This window comes from Vibrio sp. 10N.247.311.12 (assembly GCF_041467515.1).
Classification (GTDB): domain Bacteria; phylum Pseudomonadota; class Gammaproteobacteria; order Enterobacterales; family Vibrionaceae; genus Vibrio; species Vibrio crassostreae_C.
This window is the reverse complement of the sequence record NZ_JBFSUV010000002.1, coordinates 137733-160087: the sequence shown is the minus strand read 5'-3', so window position 1 is coordinate 160087 and position 22355 is coordinate 137733. Positions and strand designations below refer to the sequence as shown.

Below are 22355 nucleotides of genomic sequence, written 5' to 3'. Positions count from 1 at the left end.
TGTCGCTGCGGCCATTGCTCGTGCTAAAGCCAAGAAAGCTCAACAAGCTGAATCTACTTCCGACGCTCCAGCTGAAAGCTCAGGCGATACGAAGAAAGACGCCGTTGCTGCTGCGATTGCTCGCGCTAAAGCGAAGAAAGCACAGCAAGCGGAATCTGCTTCGGATGCTCCTGTTGAAAGCTCTGGCGATGCTAAGAAAGATGCTGTCGCTGCGGCCATTGCTCGTGCTAAAGCCAAGAAAGCTCAACAAGCTGAATCTGCTGCTGAAGCTCCTGCTGAAAAATCCGGCGATGCCAAGAAAGATGCTGTTACTGCCGCTATCGCTCGTGCTAAAGCCAAAAAAGCCCAGCAAGCGAAGCAAGCAGAAACATCTGAACCAGTGGTTGAAGTTGAAACCGAGACTCAATCGGAGCAAGTCGACCCTAAGAAAGCTGCTGTTGCTGCGGCCATCGCTCGCGCTAAGGCTAAGAAAGCACAGCAAGCGACACAAGAAACAACCGAAGCTCCTGAACCTGCAGTTGAAACTGAAGCTGGAAGTTCTGGCGATGCTAAGAAAGACGCCGTTGCTGCCGCTATAGCCCGTGCTAAAGCAAAAAAAGCACAGCAAGCTAAGCAAGCAGAAACATCTGAACCAGTAGTTGAAGTAGAAACTGATACTCAATCTGAACAGGTCGATCCGAAGAAAGCTGCTGTTGCTGCAGCTATCGCTCGTGCTAAAGCGAAAAAAGCCCAGCAAGAGCTAGATAAAAAGAACAATGAGGAGAAAGAGTAGTGGCCTTCTTTATCGCCAGCTCACCGCACGCGCATAGCCGTAGAAGCACCCCAGATCTAATGAAATGGGTGGCTATTTGTGCATTGCCAGGTCTACTAGCTCAAACCTACTTCTTTGGATGGGGTACCCTCATCCAGTTAGTATTTGCTATTGCACTTGCTGTTACCTTTGAAGCAGCCGTCATGCTATTGAGAAAACGCCCGCCAGTAATGGCACTGCGTGATTACAGTGCTGTTGTAACCGCTTGGCTACTGAGTGTCGCGATTCCCCCACACTCTCCGTGGTGGATCCTCGTCATTGGTATGTTCTTCGCTATTATTATCGCGAAACACTTATACGGCGGCCTAGGGCAGAACCCATTTAACCCTGCGATGGTCGCTTACGTTGTTTTGCTGATTTCATTCCCAGTTCAAATGACCAGTTGGAATGCTCCCGCGAGCCTGACAGCAGAAGCAACAAGCTTTATTGACTCATTCTTGATGATCTTTACTGGCTTCAATAATGAAGGATTATCTCTACAACAAGCTCGTTTAGGGATTGATGGCACCACAATGGCGACGCCACTCGATGCCTTCAAAACCGCATTAACGGCAGGCAACACCGCTTCTGAAGCTCTGTCTCAACCTCAATTTAGCTGGTTAGCTGGCGTGGGTTGGGAGTGGGTAAACCTTGCTTACCTTATTGGTGGCTTGGTGCTTATCAAGCAACGCGTGATTCAATGGCATATCCCAGTCGCGTTTCTGGGCAGCTTGACCCTATTTAGCTTAGTGTTCTTGATGTTCACTCCTGGCGAAACCGCATCACCGACCATTCATCTATTGTCTGGTGCGACTATGCTAGGCGCATTTTTCATTGCGACCGACCCAGTTTCAGCATCCACGACAGTCAAAGGTCGCTTGGTGTTTGGTGCTCTGATCGGCGGTTTGGTATTTATCATCCGCAGTTGGGGTGGTTTCCCTGATGGCGTGGCGTTTGCTGTATTGTTAGCCAACATGTGTGTTCCACTGATTGACTACTACACCAAACCTCGTACATACGGCCACTAAGGGAGCGGATATCATGCTAAATGCAATTAAGAAAAACGGCCTTGTACTCGCGATCTTTGCGTGTGCTTCGACGGGTTTGGTCGCGGTAACTCACTACCTGACCAAAGATCAGATCAAACAACAAGAACAGGCTCAGTTACTGTCTGTTCTTAATCAAGTGATCCCGCACGATCTGCACGACAACGAGCTGTTTTCGTCTTGTACTTTGGTTCAAGCAGAAGAGCTTGGTACTGAGCAAGCGATGCCGGCTTACATTGCTAAAATCAATGGTGAGCCGAGTGCGATTGCGATCGAAGCGATTGCCCCAGACGGCTACAACGGCGCGATTAAAGTGATTGTTGGAATGAAGATCGACGGTACTATTTTAGGTACTCGCGTGCTTTCTCACCAAGAAACTCCAGGTTTGGGTGATAAGATTGATTTGCGTGTAAGTGATTGGATACTTTCGTTTGCAGGCAAACAAGTAACAGATTCTAATCTTGACCGTTGGAAGGTTCGTAAAGACGGTGGTGACTTTGACCAGTTTACTGGCGCAACCATCACACCAAGAGCGGTCGTGAAGTCAGTCAAACAAGCGGTTCAATACGTTAACCAAAACAACCAAGCATTGCTTGCTCAACCTCTAAATTGTGGTGGTGAATAATGAGTGACCATAAAACACTGATCAAAAATGGCATGTGGGCCAATAACCCTGCCCTAGTACAACTTCTTGGGTTATGTCCGCTGCTGGCTGTATCGTCAACAGTCACTAACGCACTTGGGCTCGGTATTGCTACCTTGCTTGTACTGGTCGGCTCAAACGTTTCTGTTTCTTTGGTTCGTAACCACGTACCAAAAGAAGTGCGTATCCCAGTATTCGTAATGATCATTGCATCACTAGTAACGTGTGTTCAATTGCTGATGAATGCATACGCCTATGGGCTTTACCTATCTTTGGGTATCTTCATCCCGCTGATCGTAACCAACTGCATCATCATTGGTCGTGCGGAAGCCTTCGCTTCAAAGAATGAAGTGCTGCCAGCGGCTCAAGATGGTTTTTGGATGGGTCTAGGCATGACATCAGTATTGGTCGTGTTAGGTGCGATGCGTGAGATTATTGGTAACGGTACCCTATTTGATGGCGCAGACCTGCTGCTTGGTGACTGGGCTTCTGTGTTACGAATCCAGATATTCCAATTTGATAACAGCTTCTTGTTAGCCCTGCTTCCACCGGGTGCCTTCATTGGTGTTGGTTTCTTAATTGCTTTGAAAAACATCATCGATAACCAAGCAAAATCTAGACAACCAAAACAAGAAAAACCAGTCATTGAACGCGCTCGCGTTACCAATGCTTAATAAGCTAAATTAGCTTAAACCGCGCTGAGTTAGCTCAACCACTCAGCGGGGAAAATCAGATCTAAACAGTACATATAATAATGACGCTCATAAGAGCGCGTAACCGATGATAAAGCAGAAGCAATCCAAGCTTCATGCCCTAACTATTTGAAAGTAATGTCGCTATGAACAATGTAAAACGAGTAGAAATACTTGAGCGTTTAAGAGAAAACAATCCAAAGCCAGAGACTGAGCTTAACTGGAACAGCCCATTCGAGTTGCTGATCGCCGTACTTTTATCAGCACAAGCAACCGATGTTAGTGTGAACAAGGCGACGGATAAGCTGTACCCTGTAGCCAACACGCCACAAGCAATTTTCGACCTAGGTGTTGATGGCTTAAAAGAGTACATCAAGACCATCGGTCTATTTAATTCAAAAGCAGAAAACACCATCAAAACGTGTCGTATGCTGCTTGACTTACATAATGGTGAAGTACCGGAAGATCGCGTTGCATTAGAAGCCCTTCCAGGTGTTGGTCGCAAAACAGCAAACGTAGTGTTAAATACCGCATTCGGTTGGCCAACGATTGCCGTTGATACTCACATCTATCGTGTATCAAACCGCACTAAGCTAGCGATGGGTAAAACCGTCGACGATGTCGAAGCAAAACTACTTAAAGTTATCCCAAAAGAATTCAAACTGGATGTCCACCATTGGCTCATTCTTCATGGACGTTACACCTGTGTCGCACGTAAACCACGCTGTGGCAGCTGTATCATTGAAGACCTCTGTGAGTTCAAAGAAAAGAGCGAAGATTAGTCTTTCCGTTCACAACGATTAATCAATACGGCAGCGCTTAAAGCGCTGCTTTTTTGTTGCCACTCTCTAGAAGCCGCCTCTACATCAGTTTTCATTTCTAATTCTGCGTTCCCAAGATAACAGGCATAAAAATCCCGCCTTTATGGCGGGATTCAATTATTTAGCTAAGAAGTCTGTCTTAGATAAACTTCACTTTAGTCACTTCTTTGATAGCAGATAGAACAAATGTTGGTACTGCTGCAATGAAGATTAACGATATTAAGTGATTAAACTCTAGTGCTTCTGTGCTGAATACCAGCTGACCGAAGCTTGTGTAAACAACGCTTAAAGACAAGATAGCCGATACTGCCACCGCACCAAGTAGGTAGTGGTTAGTGAACGGATTCTTACGATAAATCGTTGTAAACGTACGTGCATCGAACAAGCTCCAAAGTTGAGCAAAGATCAGTGTTAAAAACGCAACGGTTTGTGCGTATTGAGCACTGTAACCACCGTCGAGTGCGTAAGAGAATGTCACAAAGCTTAGACCACCTAATGCGAGACCACGAGTTAGGATACGAGCGCCTAGACCATTAGAGAAGAAGCCTTGGTCACGTTTGCCTGGCTTACGCTCCATGAGATCTTTCTCTTCTGGTTCAACACCAAGTGCGAGTGCTGGTAGACCATCAGAAACGAGGTTAACCCATAAAATCATTAGTGGAGTTAGCGGAAGTACTACATCTGGTCCCATGAGTAGGAATGCAAATAGGATTACCGAAACCTCACCCACGTTCGCTGTAAGTGCTTGGCGGATAAACTTACGTAGGTTATCGAAAATTTGACGACCCTGACGTACCGCCTTCACGATAGTACTAAAGTTGTCATCCAACAGGATAAGGTCACCTGAGTCTTTCGCAACAGACGTACCTGTAATACCCATCGCAACACCAATGTCTGCACGACGCAGTGCTGGCGCATCGTTCACGCCGTCACCGGTCATAGAGGCAACTTCGTTGTTCTCTTGCTGCGCTTTTACGATACGCAGCTTGTGCTCTGGAGTAACACGTGCAAATACTGCAACCTGAGAACAGATAGACAAAAGCTTCTCGTCATCCATTTGGTCAAGCTCAGCACCCGTTACCACTAGATCGTCTTCGCTACGGATGATTCCGATTTCACGAGCAATCGCTGCTGCCGTGACTGCGTGGTCACCGGTAATCATTACCGTACGAACACCAGCGCTATAACAGCTATTTACTGCATCACGCACTTCTGGACGTGGTGGATCCATGATGCCATAGATACCCAGGATGCTGACGTCTTTTTCAAGCTCAGGGAAATCTAACTCAAGCTCTTCTTCTTTTAATTCACGGAAACCAACGGCAAGTGTACGCAGAGCATCACCACCAAAGGTTTGGATTGCCGCTTCAAAGTCTAAATGAAGTTCTTGAGACGGTGCGGTATCGAGAGCCAAGTTGCCTGAAACTTCACAGCCAACCGTTGGTACGAAACCACCGTCAACCATGAAGCTGGTTGATTTACCAAGAACAACATCTGGCGCGCCTTTCAATGCTAGGAAGTGCTTACCTTGTGGGTCACGAACGATAACAGAAGCCATCTTACGACCAGAATCGAACGGGAACTTCTTAACAATTGAGTAGCCACCCGTTGATAGCATTTCATCTTGTTTAAGACCTGCTTTTGCAGCTGCAACAATTAGTGCACCTTCTGTCGGGTTGCCACGAACCGTCCATTTACCATCAGCATTTACATATTCAGCATCGTTACAAAGCGTTGCAACAACAAGACCTTTCATCATAGCAGGGCTGTTTGTCGCTTCGACATTGTGACCTTTGGTAATGAATTCACCCTTAGGATCAAAACCTTTACCTGACACATCCCAGTAACGACCAGACACATCGTACGCTTTCATCACCTGCATTTGGTTTTGTGTTAGCGTACCGGTTTTATCTGAACAGATAACGGTTGTAGAACCAAGCGTTTCGATTGCTGCTAGCTGTTTAGCCAAAGCATTATTTTTAACCATCTTAGTCGAGCCCATCGTTAATACGATAGTAACCACCGTTGGTAAACCTTCAGGAATAGCGGCAACCGATAAAGAGATACCTGTTGTTAGGATTTCTAACCATGGCATACCGTGGTAAACACCGATAGCACAAACAATAGCAACAACCACAAGAGCAACAACCAATAATGCGAGTGCGATGGTGTCCATACGCTCTTGCATTGGTGTTTTCGTCTCTTCCGTTTGGTTCATCATATCAGCGATGTGACCAACTTCAGTTTGCATACCTGTGCTTGTTACAACAGCAAGGCCTGTACCTGTAGTCACGATTGTTGTCATGAAGCCCATGTTCTTCTGATCGCCAAGACCAAGAGTCTCATCTTCAAGGCGTTCAGACTGCTTGTTCACTGGCTCAGATTCACCGGTAAGTGCAGCCTCATCTACCGTCAGACGGTTTGACTCAAGAATACGAACATCAGCAGGCAGAATATCGCCAGTATTAATTTTGATGATGTCACCAGGAACGAGGGTTTTAGCTGGAACACTGATCCATTTACCATCGCGCATCACTTCGGCTTCTGGAGCTGCCATTTCTTTTAGCGCTTCCATCCCTTTCTGAGCTTTAAATTCTTGCCAGAACGCGATACCAGTATTGATAAGGATAATCACTGCAATAGCAATAGCATCAATCGCGTGGCCAGTAGACCAAGAAACGATTGCACCAACAGCTAGAATAAAAATCAGTGGGTTTTTATATTGATGAATATACAGTTCCCACGCAGAAGCTGACTCTTGTGCAGTCAGTTCGTTAGTGCCGTGCTTCTCTAAGCGTGCATCCGCTTCAGAAGTTGATAAACCTGTCGTTTGATCTGCGTTCAGTTCGTTTAAAACATCTGAACTTTGTTGTGTAAACCATTTACTCGTCATTTGAGTACTCCACATCAATGCCTCACGCTGAGGCTAATGTAATAAAATAATACTTATTCTTATGTGATAGAAAAATCGCACAAATCAAAAGTGAATATTTAGTCGATTTGGTGCGCTTGAAAAACTATATAGTAAGGATTGTCTATTTAGCAAAGATCGCAAAAGATACACTTGATACACACTTGACAACTACTTTGAAAACACAACCACATCAAACATCAAACATAAAACAAACAATACAAGCCCAAACTATTGTTTAAAAAAGATAAGCACAAAAAATAGACACCCTTTGCACTTTCGTAAAAACCATTGGTTATCGGCGTATTTTATCGAAAATTCCTTAATAACGAAGTAAAACATCGGAATAACCTTTCTATAAACAGGGATATGTTGGCGTAATCATAAATTGATAAAATGGAAAGTTAGATGCCAATTGTAAAAACGAAAGGAAATCAGCAACAAGATGGAGATATAAGTCACAATTCAACAACCAAGGCCATTCTTGGCCATTACAAAAAAGACCAACACTCAAACTTACTATTTATGCAAAACTGCGAATTAAGCGCTAGTGACTGACAAATTAATAAGGCCGTCGCTCTTTAATTTCTTGTAATACAAATAAGAAAAAAGGCAGAGGGGGAGAGTAAGATAGATGATGAGAATAAGAAAATATGACCAAGCTCATCATCTCTTTGGTGTTGCTTATGAGCTTGCTCATATATAGTGCTATAAAAGAAACAACCAATAACAAGCTAGGAGCAAATCATGTCAAACGGTCGTATTTTACACACCATGCTACGCGTGGGTGATCTAGACAAGTCTATCGAGTTCTACACCAATGTAATGGGCATGCAGCTATTACGTAAGAACGAAAACAAAGAGTACGAATACACACTGGCTTTCGTTGGCTTTGGCGACGAATCTCAAGGCGCAGTGATTGAGCTGACTTACAACTGGGGCACCACGGAATACGATCTTGGCTCTGCTTTTGGTCACGTTGCTATCGGTGTTGATGACATCTACATAACGTGTGATGCGATTAAAGCAGCTGGCGGCAACGTAACGCGAGAAGCGGGTCCGGTTAAAGGCGGCTCTACACACATTGCGTTCGTTAAAGATCCTGATGGCTACATGATTGAGCTGATTCAGAACAAACAAGCAAGCGCAGGTCTAGAAGGTTAATTCCTTAACCTCTTTGAGAAGTTGAGTTTGAACGCCTGATGAAATGAAAAAAGAAGTGAGCACTATGCTCGCTTCTTTTTTATCACTCTCACCATAATCGATATTCTTTACCAATTATTCTTAACAATCTCATTGATGAAACTTTACATGATAATGATTATCATTTAAATTAACCACCTATTGATTAGTGAGGTAATACAATGATTAGCGAATGGGAAAAACACACGTTACTTGCCGATACTGCATTGCAGCTCGACGATCCTGTACGAAGTATTCTTCATTATCAGCAGGCTTTGAACTTAAGTGAAGAAATTACAGAACGCACCGATATTCAAGCCGATGAACGCTTACTGATCTCGGTGATTTCTTGCCACAATCTTGCTCAATTCTGGCGTTGGGCTGGCGACACTGAATACGAGCTCAAGTATCTTCAACTGGCTTCTGAAAAGGTACTCACACTGATCCCTCAGTGCCCTAATACTCAATGTTCAAGCTTTATCGATTCTATTGGTTGCTGTAAGAAAGCGCTGATCGATTTCATGAAACGCCACCCAAACCCTAAAATTGCCTCTATGGTGGAAAAGATCGATACCGCGACCAACTGTGAAATGATCGCCCGCTTCCGCTTGAATTAAACAAGTTCCGTTAAAACAACGACTCCAAATTTAAAACATAAAAAAGCCCGTCATCAAGACGGGCTTTGTCATTTCAAAACAAGCTGTTGTTTAGCTTAAACCTGTGTGCGACCTAAAGAGATCACAACACGTCGGTTCTTATCTTTACCAATTGGCGAGTTATTGTCCGCAATCGGACGACGCTTGCCATAGCCTTGCACTTGGATACGATCTTCTGGCAGGCCTAGAGATTTGAAGTACTCTCTTAACGATTCTGCTCTGCGCTCTGAAAGGTTTTGGCTAATCCCTTTGCTGTCGACAGAGTCGGTGTACGTTGCCACCAGCACAAGGTCGATGTCTTGGTTATAGCGAACGTAATCGGCAATCTGGCTCAGCCTTTTGCGCGACGACTTGTTCAGCTGGTCGCTGTTGCGGTCGTAATGCAAAATAGTGAAAGAGATATCTTCAAAGCTGTAAGGCAGCAGGTTAGCAACACAGTCACTGAACACATTGTATTTTTCTTGGAACAACACCGACGACAACGACACTTCGATACGTTGATCTCGGCTCTGCCACTCTTGGTAGCTGAATGTCGGATAACGCCCTTTCTCCAACTCACTCAAGATGCCCCAAGCTGTTTGACCGCCGACATAGCCGTCAAATTGCTGGAAGAACTTAATGGTTGTCATACGATCAGCACTTTCACCCGGACGCCAAGGTGGCGGCATAGAGATCAAGCTTACATTGCGCGTCGCACCCATTGGACGGCGCATTTTAAGCTCAAAGTCCAAAATGATTTTTTTACTCGCGCGAGATGAGAACTCAGCATCACCAAAGTTTGGAATTGGGTGGACCAAGCGACATTCAAGTGGCGTGTTGGCTACCATCTCCCATGTCGACTGTTGAGGAGATGCTCCGTAACGCTTTTCTTGTGCCATGACCGATGACGACACAAGTAGCGAAAATAGCATTGAACCTGTTATGAGTTGTTTCTTCATAAAGTGGAGTATCTCTTAAGCAATTCGTTTAACAATGCAGCCAATTGCCGCATTTTTCTCTCACGTTTAAATATGCAATTATCAAGCCGTAATGGGTTGGGTAATTTAAGATTTATTGCCCTTCCCTAGTTTTTATCACTGCTATTATCTGCAATAATGCAGCCTTAATCACACTTATTTGGGCTAACATGACTGTAGAAAACGAAGCTCTGACCCTAAAAAAACGCTTTCGCGGCTATTTTCCAGTGGTCATCGACGTGGAAACCGCAGGGTTTAACGCTGAAACCGATGCATTATTAGAAATCTGTGCCATTACATTAAAAATGGATGAGAACGGAGATCTGCACCCTGCATCAACGCTTCATTTTCACATTGAGCCTTTTGAAGGCGCAAATATAGAGCAGGCAGCATTAGACTTTAACGGAATTAAAGACCCATTTAGCCCATTACGTGGTGCTGTGTCGGAACAAGAAGCCCTTAAAGAAATCTACAAGCTAGTGAGAAAAGAACAAAAAGCTTCAGATTGCAGTCGCGCAATCATGGTTGCTCACAACGCTACATTCGATTTGAACTTCGTTAATGCGGCAAGTGAGCGCTGTAAGCTTAAACGCGTCCCTTTCCATCCATTTGCTACTTTTGACACTGCAGCTCTTAGTGGTCTTGCCTACGGTCAAACCGTTTTGGCTAAAGCTTGCCGCACTGCAGGGATGGAATTTGACAACAAAGAAGCACACTCTGCTTTGTATGATACGCAAAAAACCACAGAGTTATTTTGCGGCATTGTAAACAAATGGAAAGCCCTTGGTGGTTGGCCTCTTGTTGACGAAGAATAAAAAATAGAGTCGGTAAACGTTTTTTCGTATTGCCTTCATAAAAAACACAACATCCCGAGAATAATATGAATCCTGTTGTAATTTCAGTTTGCATCATGCTTGTTTTAGCTTTGATGCGCGTAAACGTAGTCGTTGCTCTGACGTTCAGTGCAATTATCGGTGGCGTAGCCTCTGGTATGAGCTTGAACGACGCAGTCTCGGCTTTCGAAAGTGGATTAGGCGGCGGTGCAACGATTGCACTTAGCTACGCTATGCTTGGTACATTCGCTGTTGCTATCTCACGTTCTGGTATCACAGATCTCCTTGCTCAAAGTGTTATCAAACGCATTCACGGCAAAGAGAACAGTGCGGCATCGACTGGTCTTAAATACGGCATGCTTGCGTCGTTGATCTTAGTGACCATGTCTTCGCAAAACGTGATTCCAGTACATATCGCCTTCATCCCAATCTTAATCCCACCTCTACTAGGCGTATTCGCAAAAATGAACCTAGACCGCCGTCTAGTTGCGTGTGTACTTACTTTTGGTCTGATTACACCTTACATGGTGCTACCGATTGGTTTTGGTGGCATCTTCCTAAACAACATTCTGCTTAAAAACCTTCACGACAATGGTCTTGAAAACGTAGTAGCAAGCCAAGTGCCAATGGCGATGTTGTTACCCGCTGCGGGCATGATCTTCGGTCTTCTTACTGCAGTATTCTTTACTTACCGTAAGCCTCGCCAATACAAAGAAACCTCTCACACTGTTGTTTCAACAGAAGTGAAAGAGATCAACAAGAAGCACATCCTAGTAGCAGCAGCTGGTATCGTAGCAGCGCTAACAGTTCAACTATCGACTGGCTCTATGATCATCGGTGCTCTAGCGGGTTTCATGGTATTTACCTTCGGTGGCGTTATTGCTTGGAAAGAGACACAAGATGTCTTCACCAAGGGCGTTCACATGATGGCAATGATCGGTTTCATCATGATTGCAGCAGCAGGTTTCGCGGCAGTTATGAAGCAAACAGGTGGCGTTGAATCTCTGGTTGAAGCACTTTCAACAAGCATCGGCGACAACAAGCCTCTAGCAGCACTACTTATGCTAATTGTTGGTCTATTGGTTACTATGGGCATTGGTTCTTCGTTCTCTACGATTCCAATCCTTGCAACTATCTACGTTCCACTAGCAGCAGCATTTGGCTTCTCGCCTATGGCAACAATCGCTCTAGTAGGTACAGCTGCAGCACTTGGTGATGCGGGCTCTCCGGCTTCTGACTCAACATTAGGTCCAACGTCTGGTCTAAATGCTGATGGTCAACACGAGCACGTATGGGAAACCGTAGTTCCAACATTCCTGCACTACAACATCCCACTGATCGTATTCGGTTGGATTGCAGCCATGGTTCTGTAATTAGGTTTGTAGTTAAAGAGCCCTACACTCACTTTTATAAAGACCGCCTCGTGCGGTCTTTTTTGTCTCTGAGATTCATTCTACTCTTCCTTCCGCTCACTCTCATTGAACTAGCGACACCAAACAAAAAAGGCTTACTCTGATGAGTAAGCCTTAGAAATCATTGCGAATACAGATGACTCTCGCTGAATTACGCAGCGGGAGCATTACTCACTAAAATTTCGCGAATAGACTTAAGCGTCGCTTCCGTTGAATGATAATCCAATTCAACTTCACTAAAGATGCCGTTCACTTCAAGCATTAAGGTCGGGTAAGAAAATACACCCATCGCTTCTTTAAAGCCTAGCTGGTCATCTAACTCACTTTCCAATAACTTGCTAGAAAGGTCATTTTCAAACTGTTGAACATTCATACCTAGCTCTTCAGCCAACTGCAAATGTGTGTCTTGGCTATGTGGCAAGATCGCACGAAGGTAGTAAGCATGTTGAATCGCTTCAAGCATCGCTTCGTAGTGGTCTTGAAAACCTGCAGCAATCACGGCACGGCACGCAGGGTAAGTACTGCGAACAGGTTGGCACTTTGTCCAAAAATCATGGTTAAACTCAGTACCCAACTTAGCTTCGATCTGCTTCCAAATCGCTTGCAGCTTGCCTTTCATCTCTTCTGACATTGGCTCATCAGAATCCGGGGCCAAACCACCCACTACATAGTTAAACTCAATGCTCGCAGGCAATTGTTGTTTCAATAACTCAAGTGTTGGCTTGTAACCCCAACACCAGCTGCACATTGGATCATGCACATAATGAAGTTTTACGTTCATTGTTCATTCCTTATCGAGTCAATGATTCGATCAATTCAAACAAAAAAGGAGCCTGATTAAGGCCCCTCATTTTAACTATTCAGCGCAAAGGCTAGAACTTATTCAGCGTCATCGCCAGCAACTTTAGCCGCTGCTTCTTTGATGATTGGCTGAAGTTCGCCTTTTTGGAACATCTCAAGAATGATGTCACAACCACCGATTAGCTCACCTTCAACCCAAAGTTGTGGGAAAGTTGGCCACTGTGCGTAAGCAGGAAGCTCTGCACGGATATCAGGGTTTTGTAGGATATCTACGTAAGCAAATTTTTCGCCACATGCCATTAGAGCTTGAGACGCTTGAGAAGAGAAACCACAGCTAGGTAGCTTAGGAGAACCTTTCATGTACAGTAGAATAGTGTTTTCTTCAATTTGCTGTTTGATTTTATCGATAGTTTCCATTGCTTCCTCGTTAATGGATTACGGCTTTTATTGCCTTTATTCTACCCCAAACTAAAAGAATAAAAACCATATAAAAAAAGCGGTTAACAAGCTAAGCTAACAATTCACACAAAAGTAATGAAATAAGCTTTTAATAAAGTAAAAACTTGCTAAACTATATCGCAAGTCAGCAAATTGACCATGGTTGGCAGTATAGCGAGCCATGAATAATAATATCACTGGAAGCAATCGAAAGAGTTAACTCTTTCATATCAATGGAGAATTGAGCAATGGCATTTGAACTACCGGCTCTTCCTTACGCGAAAGACGCGCTAGAACCACACATCTCAGCAGAAACGCTAGATTTCCACCACGGTAAGCACCACAACACTTACGTTGTTAAGCTAAACGGCCTTATCCCAGGTACTGAGTTTGAAGGCAAAACACTAGAAGAGATCGTTAAGACTTCTACTGGTGGTGTTTTCAATAACGCTGCTCAAATCTGGAACCACACGTTCTACTGGCACTGTCTTGCTCCTAAAGCGGGCGGCGAACCAACTGGCGCTGTTGCAGAAGCTATCAACGCTGCATTCGGTTCTTTCGAAGAATTCAAAGCGAAATTCACTGATTCAGCAATCAACAACTTCGGTTCTTCTTGGACTTGGTTAGTTAAGAAAGCTGACGGTTCTCTAGGCATCGTTAACACTTCTAACGCTGCTACTCCTCTAACAGAAGAAGGTGTTACTCCACTTCTAACTGTTGACCTATGGGAACACGCTTACTACATCGATTTCCGCAATGTTCGCCCTGACTACATGGCTGCATTCTGGAACCTAGTAAACTGGTCTTTCGTAGAAGAGAACCTAGCTAAGTAATTATTGCTTACGCTGCGCTATTTATAGCGAGTTATCTATTGAAAGCTCATGCCTCGGCGTGAGCTTTTTTGTATCTGTCGTGTTCCACAAAATCTAAACATTTCGTAATAAACCCGCCAATAGCGCTTACTTCTCGAACTATTGATAGCCTTCTTCCCAACCCTACATAAATTCTCTATTTGCCTGTAATTAAACACTAAAGTTTGCCGACTCCATGCCGTTAAAGGTGTATCCAATGAGAGGCGACATGCAAATACATACTTTAGACAAAGCAGGAATCATCAACGAACTGAAGTTCGGCATCGGGATCAGCCAAGCGGTTGAGCAAGGTCGCCGTGCAGATTTCGCGTTGCTGTTATCTATGTTTTCTAATGATGTCCGTGATTGCACGCCAATTGACACCATTGAAATCACAGAGACAAATGAAGATCGCCTGCGCAAACAATTTGGCGTAGCAGAACCTCAACAACTGCGTTCAAACCAGTCTTCATATGAGATTTCAGCTCAGCAATCTAATCATTTTCATCAAGCTAGCCTTGCCAGCGCCAAACTCAGCCATTACTTGAAACCTGAAGCGCTTGCCTTCATGCCTGAAGATACAGCCGACTTACCCGAAGAGGTTTACCAAAACCTTTCTGGTCATGACCGACGCAAACTCGCAAACAAGCATTTACGTGATTTGCCACATGCCACGCTCTACAATGAGCTAACCACCGCGCAACGTCGGTATCAAATTCAAGCTCAAGTATAGCGATCACCTACCTTTCCCTTTTTCGCTGTCTATCCATAGCTCTTCTTCGACTAACTCGCACACTTCAAAGTATTCACACGAATGATATGAACCATTAGCCTTAGGCAACCTAAAAACACCTGATGTCGGTTACCGCTTGAAGTTACTACAAAATGTGACGTGCCACTAAGTTCATAAAAACTTATTAATTGGCACACCTTAGTTTGAACCAATTCACACCCGTTGTATAAATTTTAACCCATCCTTATCCGACATGGACGATTTGTTTAGGTACTGGGATGGAAATAAAAAGCTCAATCATATTGGTGACATCTGCCGGCTCGCGACTGGGGGGGGCGATTGCGAACCACTTTGTTAACCTTGGAGCCACCGTCATCCTTTGTGATAAAGACACGGAAGCACTTAAAGCGACGTATCTACAGTGTGCCCGGTTTTCTGACTCTGTTTACCACTACACGCTCAAAGGCAATGACAGCCAAGCGATTCTCAGCGTATATGATTTTATTCAAACCACCTTCAACACGACACCCGATGTGCTGGTCAATAACTGGATAAGCTCCCCAATGCCTAGCCTAATTGGCGATCAGCCTGTGAGCAGCTTTATTAATGATCTCTCATCGATGGCATCGACCCTGTTCGCATTTGGGCAAATCAGTGCTGAGAGATTGCGAGAGGAAGATAAGGAAGGCGTGATTGTGAATGTGATATCTCATGATGACTTTCACGATGTGTCTGGCTTAGAGAGCGCAAACTCAATGATCACTGGCTTTACCCATAGTTGGGCGAAAGAGCTGACTCCCTTTGGCATTCGAGTCGGTGGCGTTGTTCCCGCCGTTCATAACTCCGATGGCAAGCTCAACCGATGTCACTGGGCGCAGCTGCAAGACGAGCTGACCAGAACAACCGAATACATTGTCTCGAATGACTACTTCAGTGGGCGAGTTGTCGCGGCAGAGGTTTAACTCCCTATTCCAATTGAACATGACTGGCTCAGCTCATATTAAGTAGCAGAGCTATTGCCTCTCAATCCGTTTTACAAACGAACCAAACATAAAAAAAGCCCCAGTCTCTCGACTGGGGCTTTCATCTTTTCCCGATAGATAAGTATCGTGCTAGCGAAAACTTATCTCAAAACTAATGCTTACTTATTATGCGTTAGCTTTTTCTTTTTTAGCTTTTGGCGCTTTCGCTTCAGCTGGCTTTTGGTCTGCTTTCTTAAGGATAACTGTAGTACCTTCGAAAGTTTCGCCTTCAACGTATGGTTGGCCGAAGTAAGAAGTTGTTAGAACTTCTTTTAGCTCAGTGATTAGAGGGTAACGTGGGTTAGCACCTGTACACTGGTCATCGAACGCTTCAACAGCTAGCTCGTCTAGTTTAGCGATGAAGTCAGACTCGTTAACACCCGCAGCTTGGATAGATAGTGGGATGTCTAGGTCAACTTTAAGCTCTTCTAACCAAGTCAGTAGACGTTCAATCTTCTGAGCTGTACGGTCACCAGCTTGGCTTAGGCCTAGGTGGTCAGCAACTTCAGCGTAACGACGACGTGCTTGTGGACGGTCGTACTGAGAGAATGCAGTCTGCTTAGTTGGGTTATCGTTCGCGTTGTAACGTACAACGTTTGAGATAAGTAGTGCGTTAGCAAGACCGTGTGGTAGGTGGAACTCAGCACCAATTTTGTGAGCCATTGAGTGACACACACCTAGGAATGCGTTCGCAAATGCTACACCAGCGATAGTTGCTGCGTTGTGTACTTTCTCACGAGCTATTGGGTCAGCCGCACCATTTTTGTAGCTTGATGGTAGGTATTCTTTAAGCATCTTAAGAGCTTGAAGAGCTTGACCGTCTGAGTACTCGTTCGCTAGAACAGATACGTAAGCTTCAAGAGCGTGAGTTACTGCATCGTAACCACCGAACGCTGTTAGAGACTTAGGCATGTTCATTACTAGGTTCGCATCAACGATAGCCATGTTTGGCGTGATTTCGTAATCAGCTAGTGGGTATTTAGCACCAGTCTTGTCGTCAGTAACAACAGCGAATGGAGTAACCTCTGAACCTGTACCTGAAGTTGTAGTGATACATACAAGCTCAGCTTTTTGACCCATTTTAGGGAACTTGTAGATACGTTTACGGATGTCCATAAAGCGCATTGCTAGTTCTTCGAAGTGAGTTTCTGGGTGCTCGTACATAACCCACATGATCTTAGCAGCATCCATTGGAGAACCGCCACCTAGAGCAAGGATTACGTCAGGTTGGAAGCTCTTCATTGCTTCAGCGCCTTTCTCAACAACAGATAGCGTTGGATCCGCTTCTACGTCGAAGAAAGTTTGAACTTCGATGCCTTGTGCTTTAAGCAAGCTAACTACGTCATCTGCGTAACCGTTGTTGAATAGGAAACGGTCAGTTACTAGGAATGCGCGTTTCTTACCTTCTAGGTCGCTCATTGCGATTGGAAGGCTACCACGACGGAAGTAGATAGACTTAGGTAGTTTGTGCCACAACATGTTTTCAGCTCGCTTCGCTACAGTTTTCTTGTTGATAAGGTGCTTAGGACCTACGTTCTCAGAGATAGAGTTACCACCCCATGAACCACAACCTAGAGTTAGAGAAGGTGCAACGTTGAAGTTGTACAGGTCACCGATACCACCGTGAGTAGTAGGGATGTTGATTAGGATACGAGCAGTCTTCATCTTGTCACCGAAGTAACGGATGCGGTCTGCGTTAGTATCTTGGTTAGTGTAAAGACCAGATGTGTGACCGATACCACCGATTTCAACCATAGTTACCGCTTGAGCAACTGCGTCTTCGAAGTCATCTGCGCGGAATAGACCTAGAGTTGGAGATAGTTTCTCGTGAGCGAATTCGTCATCGTAAGAAACTTTACCAAGACCTTCACCTACAAGTACTTTTGTATCAGCAGGAACTTTAACACCAGCCATTTCAGCGATTGCTGGAGCAGGTTGACCTACGATTTTAGCGTTTAGGTTGCCGTCGATAAGCAGAACTTTACGTACTTTATCAGCGTCAGCTTTAGATAGAACGTGAGCTTTGTGAGAAGCGAAACGCTCTTTAACTTCGTCATATACTTCGCTAACTACGATTGCAGCTTGCTCAGAAGCACATACTACGCCGTTATCGAAAGTCTTAGACATAAGGATAGATGCTACAGCACGTTTGATGTCAGCTGTTTCATCGATAACGACAGGAACGTTACCAGCACCAACACCGATAGCAGGCTTACCTGAAGAGTATGCTGCTTTAACCATGCCTGGACCACCAGTAGCAAGGATAAGTGCGATACCGTCGTGCTTCATAAGCGCGTTAGAAAGCTCTACAGATGGTTGGTCGATCCAACCGATGATGTCTCTTGGAGCACCAGCTGCAACAGCTGCGTCTAGAACTAGTTTCGCTGCGTCGTTAGTTGAGTTCTTTGCACGTGGGTGTGGCGAGAAGATGATGCCGTTACGTGTCTTAAGAGAAATTAGAGATTTGAAGATTGCTGTAGAAGTTGGGTTCGTTGTTGGAACGATACCACAGATGATACCTACAGGCTCAGCGATAGTCATTGTGCCTAGGTTGTCATCTTCTTCTAAGATGCCACATGTTTTTTCGTCTTTGTATTTGTTGTAGATAAATTCAGATGCAAAGTGGTTTTTGATAACCTTATCTTCAACAATACCCATTCCAGATTCAGCAACTGCTTGTTGAGCAAGTGGAATACGAGCGTGGTTAGCAGCAAGAGAAGCTGCGCGGAAGATTGCGTCTACTTTCTCTTGAGAGAATGTTGCAAACTCTTCTTGTGCTGCTTTAACGCGAGCTACTAGAGCATCAAGTTCCGCTAAGTTAGTTACAGGCATGGTGGATCTCCTAAAATAATAAATATTAAAAACTTTTTATTAAACTCGCTGCTTGCCGTTAACCTTAAACACCAGCGTTCTTAGTAAATTGCTTTCAGGGCTGAGTATATTATTTCACTGTGTGAAAAAAATTGACCCAGATCAGTTACCCAAAAAGAATTAACCAGAAAGTAGTAAGGCAATCGCAAAAATGAACTTAAGAGCATGATTTATATAGATTAAACTCACACTTTTCGTTCGCGAAAAAAACAAGCAAACAGACAACTTTTTTCTACATAGCGTAATAAACTGTAAAAAAGTTTCATTTTTAGTCCGTTAAATTAAATGTATACAGCTATATTCGTGCTACTGAGAGTATATCCATACCGTTGTACGGGCTAGATTCTGACATAATTTTTATTAATTTCGTGCGTCGGTTAACAGTTACTCAATAATAAATTACAAAATTAAACACTACCAACTAGCTTGCAACAGGCTTAAAACAAAAGTGAGATTCAATTAGTTTTTCTAAAAAGAATCACCCATTTCAAGTTAGTTTTTTTCATTCGCGTAAATCGAGTTTGTCCCTTACATTACGCGCCTAAACTATTCACAGATCAACCCTTCAACCTTAAGTACGCTAACTGGAGATCGCTCTCATGCAAGGCTTAGAACTCGCAATTTTTATGCAATTCTTCCTTGGGCTTGTTGCTGCCGTAAACCCAATCGGCATCATGCCTGTTTTTGTTTCTCTTACTGCTCATATGCCGCCAGAAGAGAGGAACAGGACAGCCTTACAAGCAAACATTGCTGTTGCCGTGATCCTCATTGTCTCTCTTGTTGCGGGGCAAATGCTGCTTGATATGTTTAGTATCTCGCTGGACTCATTCCGTGTTGCAGGTGGTTTACTATTACTGAGCATCGCATTTTCGATGATGAGCGGTAAGCTCGGTGAAGATAAGCAGAACAAACAAGAAAAATCTGAATACATCAGCAAAGAGCAAATCGGCGTTGTTCCACTTGCTATGCCGCTAATGGCAGGCCCAGGTGCAATCAGCTCGACCATTGTTTATGGTTCTCGCTACCCTGCTGCTATTGATACGGTCGGCATCGGCATTAGCATCATCGCATTCGCAACGTGCTCTTGGCTTTTGTTCCGTTCAGCGCCGGTTATCGTTCGCTTTTTAGGTCAAACGGGTATCAACGTGATCACTCGTATCATGGGTCTGATTCTTGGCGCATTGGGCATCGAGTTCATCGCCAATGGCCTACGTAATCTGTTCCCAGGCTTGGCATAACGTTTAACAACATTTCGGTTGCTCTATAAAGGGCAACAATATTGAAATATAGATGAGGCGAGTAAAGCAATTGGGCTTTCACTCGCCTCGTTATTATGAAGCTTGTATAATGACTGTTAATGCATTTAACAGAAGACGAACCTCTCCTTATGTCACGCAAGCCACTCAAGCATCATTTGTACGTCATTATCTTTGGTACTCACACGCCAGCCGGACGTGCATTTGATATAACTCTGATCGTTGCAATCTTGGCTTCGCTGTTGGTTCTGATCTTAGAATCCATCCCTAATGTGATGACCGAATGGTCACAACAGCTGCGTTATATCGAATACACCTTCACTGCACTCTTCACTCTTGAGTATTTGTTAAGGCTCTATTGCTCCCCAAAGCCAAAATCTTACGCCACCAGTTTTTATGGTGTCGTTGACCTATTGGCGATTCTTCCGACCTACCTAGCAATCATCTTCCCAGGCGCTTCATTTATGGGTGTGGTGAGACTGCTGCGTGTGATGCGTATCTTCCGAATTCTAAAGCTGGTTCGCTACCTGCAAGATTCCAATATTCTGTTGCGCTCACTATTAATGGCACGACGAAAGATACTGATCTTCTTTAGCACCGTCGGCATCTTGGTGGTTATCTTTGGCGCCTTGATCTTTGTTATTGAAGGTCCTGACAATGGCTTCACCAGTATTCCTCACAGTATCTATTGGGCCATCGTGACTATCACTACGGTAGGTTATGGTGACATGGTGCCGCAGACCGCGCTTGGTAAAGCCATAGCATCACTGACCATGCTATTGGGTTACTCTATCTTAGCAGTGCCAACCGGGATCATTACTGCAGAACTCAGTAATGAGATGAACTCGCACAAAGAATTGGTTAAGTGCCCGAACTGTAACCGAGCGGGTCATGATTCAGACGCCATGTATTGCAAGCACTGTGCTAGCGAATTAGCGGATCCAGACAAGCGTATCGTCACCGACGAGAAATAAAAGCAGACACGAGATTCGAGTAGCGAGATGCGAAGAGATTTAAGGGCAGTTTCGAGGGCCGAATAACGAGGTAGCAATAAACTAAAAAGGGTTGACGTTTGTCGTCAACCCTTTCGGTTTATCAGCTAATAGAATTTAAGCAATCTTGCCTATTACGATTTCTCAGCAAGGATAATGCGTAGAGTACGACGTAGTGGTTCTGCAGCCCCCCAAAGTAGTTGGTCACCAACCGTGAAGGCGTTTAGGAAGTCGTTACCCATCGACATCTTACGCAGACGACCGACAGGTACAGACATTGTGCCTGTTACTTTCGCTGGTGTTAGCTCCTGTGCCGTGATGTCGCGGTCATTAGGAATCACTTTAACCCAATCATTGTGCGTTGCGATGATCTCTTCGATCTCGTCCATTGGCACGTCTTGCTTAAGCTTGATCGTTAGTGCTTGAGCGTGACAACGCATTGCACCGATTCGTACACAAGTACCATCAATTGGGATTGGCTGACCATCTAGACCAAGAATCTTGTTCGCTTCAACACCGGCTTTCCACTCTTCTTTACTCTGACCGTTTTCACGCTTCACATCGATCCAAGGAATCAGTGAGCCTGCAAGCGGAGCACCAAATTGGTCTGTTGGGAATGAAGATGAACGAATCGTATCAGCCACTTTCTTATCGATATCAAGAATTGAGCTTGAAGGGTTTGCTAACTCAGAACTTACGCTGTCGTTGATCACACCCATTTGTGAGATCAGCTCACGCATGTTCTTAGCACCCGCACCAGAAGCTGCTTGGTAAGTCATGGCACTCATCCACTCAACCATGCCTTTCTCGTACAGACCACCTAGAGCCATAAGCATTAAGCTCACAGTACAGTTACCGCCAACGAACGTGTTGGTGCCGCTGTGAATGCCTTGCTGGATTTGAGCCAAGTTAACAGGATCAAGAGTGATGATTGAATCAGCATCCATACGCAGAGTAGATGCTGCATCAATCCAGTAACCTTTCCAACCTGCTTGACGCAGTGCTGGGTATACTTTTGATGTGTAATCGCCGCCTTGACAGGTAATCACAGCATCAAGCTGTTTTAGGCTATCAATATCAAAAGCGTCTTGAAGTAGACCCGCATCTTTACCACCTAAAACAGGGGCAGGAATACCAATCTGAGATGTGCTGTAATAAACAGGCTCAATCAAGTCGAAGTCTTTCTCTTCAACCATACGTTGCATCAGTACAGAACCAACCATACCGCGCCAACCAACTAGACCTACTCTCATCGCTCACTCTCCATGTATAAATTAAAAATTGCTCTCCCCCATCTATAAGTTTTTCAGAAACAGAACTCAAGTGCTTTTTGTCAAAAAGTGTAACTTTTTCGTTTCTTTTAAGTGAACGTAATGAATCGTGCAGTTATCTCTGTATCGACATTCCATCTCCACCTCATTGATTAAGCGTCCATTATCGTCAAATTCA

General features: G+C 44.5%; 19 protein-coding genes and 1 pseudogene. 14 read left to right on the top strand and 6 right to left on the bottom strand.

What is annotated here, in order from left to right:
• The 5 genes and pseudogenes from AB6E30_RS01900 to nth all read left to right on the top strand — a co-directional run.
• Positions 1-772 (top strand): annotated as a pseudogene (locus AB6E30_RS01900) (electron transport complex subunit RsxC); the annotation flags it as partial.
• Positions 772-1818, top strand: a complete 1047-nt coding sequence (gene rsxD / locus AB6E30_RS01895) for an electron transport complex subunit RsxD (protein WP_372102485.1) — start codon at positions 772-774, stop codon at positions 1816-1818. The pseudogene AB6E30_RS01900 and the gene rsxD, both read left to right, overlap by 1 nt.
• Before the next feature lie 13 nt (positions 1819-1831).
• The gene (gene rsxG, locus AB6E30_RS01890) at positions 1832-2461 is read left to right on the top strand and encodes an electron transport complex subunit RsxG (RefSeq protein ID WP_012603532.1); all 630 of its coding nucleotides are present in this window, start codon (positions 1832-1834) and stop codon (positions 2459-2461) included.
• Positions 2461-3153 (top strand): electron transport complex subunit E, encoded by a 693-nt coding sequence (locus tag AB6E30_RS01885; RefSeq protein WP_012603531.1) that lies wholly within the window; start codon positions 2461-2463, stop codon positions 3151-3153. The genes rsxG and AB6E30_RS01885 overlap by 1 nt, the downstream gene beginning before the upstream one ends.
• 164 nt (positions 3154-3317) lie before the next feature.
• Positions 3318-3953 carry an endonuclease III gene (gene nth / locus AB6E30_RS01880; protein WP_372102483.1) on the top strand — a complete coding sequence of 212 codons (636 nt, stop codon included), beginning with the start codon at positions 3318-3320 and terminating at the stop codon, positions 3951-3953.
• A 178-nt stretch (positions 3954-4131) separates the two neighbouring features.
• Here nth and AB6E30_RS01875 read toward each other — a convergent pair whose 3' ends face one another.
• Positions 4132-6885, bottom strand: a complete 2754-nt coding sequence (locus AB6E30_RS01875) for a cation-transporting P-type ATPase (RefSeq protein ID WP_048610520.1) — start codon at positions 6883-6885, stop codon at positions 4132-4134.
• Positions 6886-7650: 765 nt separating this feature from the next.
• Between AB6E30_RS01875 and gloA the strand changes: the two genes are divergently transcribed.
• Positions 7651-8067: a lactoylglutathione lyase gene (gene gloA, locus AB6E30_RS01870; protein ID WP_137002124.1), complete on the top strand. Its 417-nt coding sequence runs from the start codon at positions 7651-7653 to the stop codon at positions 8065-8067.
• A 200-nt stretch (positions 8068-8267) separates the two neighbouring features.
• The gene (locus AB6E30_RS01865; RefSeq protein WP_004734047.1) at positions 8268-8702 is read left to right on the top strand and encodes a DUF2753 domain-containing protein; all 435 of its coding nucleotides are present in this window, start codon (positions 8268-8270) and stop codon (positions 8700-8702) included.
• A gap of 95 nt (positions 8703-8797) precedes the next feature.
• Here AB6E30_RS01865 and motY read toward each other — a convergent pair whose 3' ends face one another.
• Positions 8798-9679: a flagellar protein MotY gene (gene motY / locus AB6E30_RS01860; RefSeq protein ID WP_017063457.1), complete on the bottom strand. Its 882-nt coding sequence runs from the start codon at positions 9677-9679 to the stop codon at positions 8798-8800.
• A gap of 188 nt (positions 9680-9867) precedes the next feature.
• Between motY and rnt the strand changes: the two genes are divergently transcribed.
• Both rnt and AB6E30_RS01850 read left to right on the top strand, forming a co-directional pair.
• A complete protein-coding gene (gene rnt, locus AB6E30_RS01855; RefSeq protein ID WP_017061178.1) occupies positions 9868-10512 on the top strand; it encodes a ribonuclease T in 645 nt (214 codons plus the stop codon).
• Between the two features lie 65 nt (positions 10513-10577).
• Positions 10578-11903 (top strand): Na+/H+ antiporter family protein, encoded by a 1326-nt coding sequence (locus AB6E30_RS01850; RefSeq protein WP_372102481.1) that lies wholly within the window; start codon positions 10578-10580, stop codon positions 11901-11903.
• 190 nt (positions 11904-12093) lie between these two features.
• On the opposite strand, the gene AB6E30_RS01845 is transcribed toward AB6E30_RS01850, so the two are convergent.
• Together AB6E30_RS01845 and AB6E30_RS01840 are read right to left on the bottom strand one after the other, a co-directional pair.
• Complete coding sequence (locus tag AB6E30_RS01845) at positions 12094-12723, bottom strand: DsbA family protein (RefSeq protein WP_102427881.1); 630 nt, start codon at positions 12721-12723, stop codon at positions 12094-12096.
• A gap of 98 nt (positions 12724-12821) precedes the next feature.
• Positions 12822-13160 carry a Grx4 family monothiol glutaredoxin gene (locus AB6E30_RS01840; RefSeq protein WP_004741702.1) on the bottom strand — a complete coding sequence of 113 codons (339 nt, stop codon included), beginning with the start codon at positions 13158-13160 and terminating at the stop codon, positions 12822-12824.
• Between the two features lie 269 nt (positions 13161-13429).
• Between AB6E30_RS01840 and sodB the strand changes: the two genes are divergently transcribed.
• The 3 genes from sodB to AB6E30_RS01825 all read left to right on the top strand — a co-directional run bounded on the left by sodB (position 13430) and on the right by AB6E30_RS01825 (position 15727).
• On the top strand, positions 13430-14014 hold the full coding sequence (gene sodB / locus AB6E30_RS01835) for a superoxide dismutase [Fe] (protein ID WP_372102480.1): 585 nt from the start codon (positions 13430-13432) through the stop codon (positions 14012-14014).
• 247 nt (positions 14015-14261) lie between these two features.
• On the top strand, positions 14262-14765 hold the full coding sequence (locus AB6E30_RS01830; protein WP_372102478.1) for a VC2046/SO_2500 family protein: 504 nt from the start codon (positions 14262-14264) through the stop codon (positions 14763-14765).
• Positions 14766-15043: 278 nt separating this feature from the next.
• Positions 15044-15727 (top strand): SDR family oxidoreductase, encoded by a 684-nt coding sequence (locus tag AB6E30_RS01825; RefSeq protein WP_017061182.1) that lies wholly within the window; start codon positions 15044-15046, stop codon positions 15725-15727.
• A gap of 186 nt (positions 15728-15913) precedes the next feature.
• Here the strand turns inward: AB6E30_RS01825 and adhE are convergent, their stop codons facing one another.
• On the bottom strand, positions 15914-18619 hold the full coding sequence (gene adhE / locus AB6E30_RS01820; protein ID WP_017061183.1) for a bifunctional acetaldehyde-CoA/alcohol dehydrogenase: 2706 nt from the start codon (positions 18617-18619) through the stop codon (positions 15914-15916).
• Positions 18620-19257: 638 nt separating this feature from the next.
• Here adhE and AB6E30_RS01815 point away from each other — a divergent pair.
• Both AB6E30_RS01815 and AB6E30_RS01810 read left to right on the top strand, forming a co-directional pair.
• Complete coding sequence (locus AB6E30_RS01815) at positions 19258-19896, top strand: YchE family NAAT transporter (protein ID WP_004734056.1); 639 nt, start codon at positions 19258-19260, stop codon at positions 19894-19896.
• 149 nt (positions 19897-20045) lie between these two features.
• Positions 20046-20888 (top strand): ion transporter, encoded by an 843-nt coding sequence (locus AB6E30_RS01810; protein WP_372102520.1) that lies wholly within the window; start codon positions 20046-20048, stop codon positions 20886-20888.
• Positions 20889-21040: 152 nt separating this feature from the next.
• On the opposite strand, the gene asd is transcribed toward AB6E30_RS01810, so the two are convergent.
• Positions 21041-22159, bottom strand: a complete 1119-nt coding sequence (gene asd / locus AB6E30_RS01805; RefSeq protein WP_017061186.1) for an aspartate-semialdehyde dehydrogenase — start codon at positions 22157-22159, stop codon at positions 21041-21043.
• Positions 22160-22355: the final 196 nt, after the last annotated feature.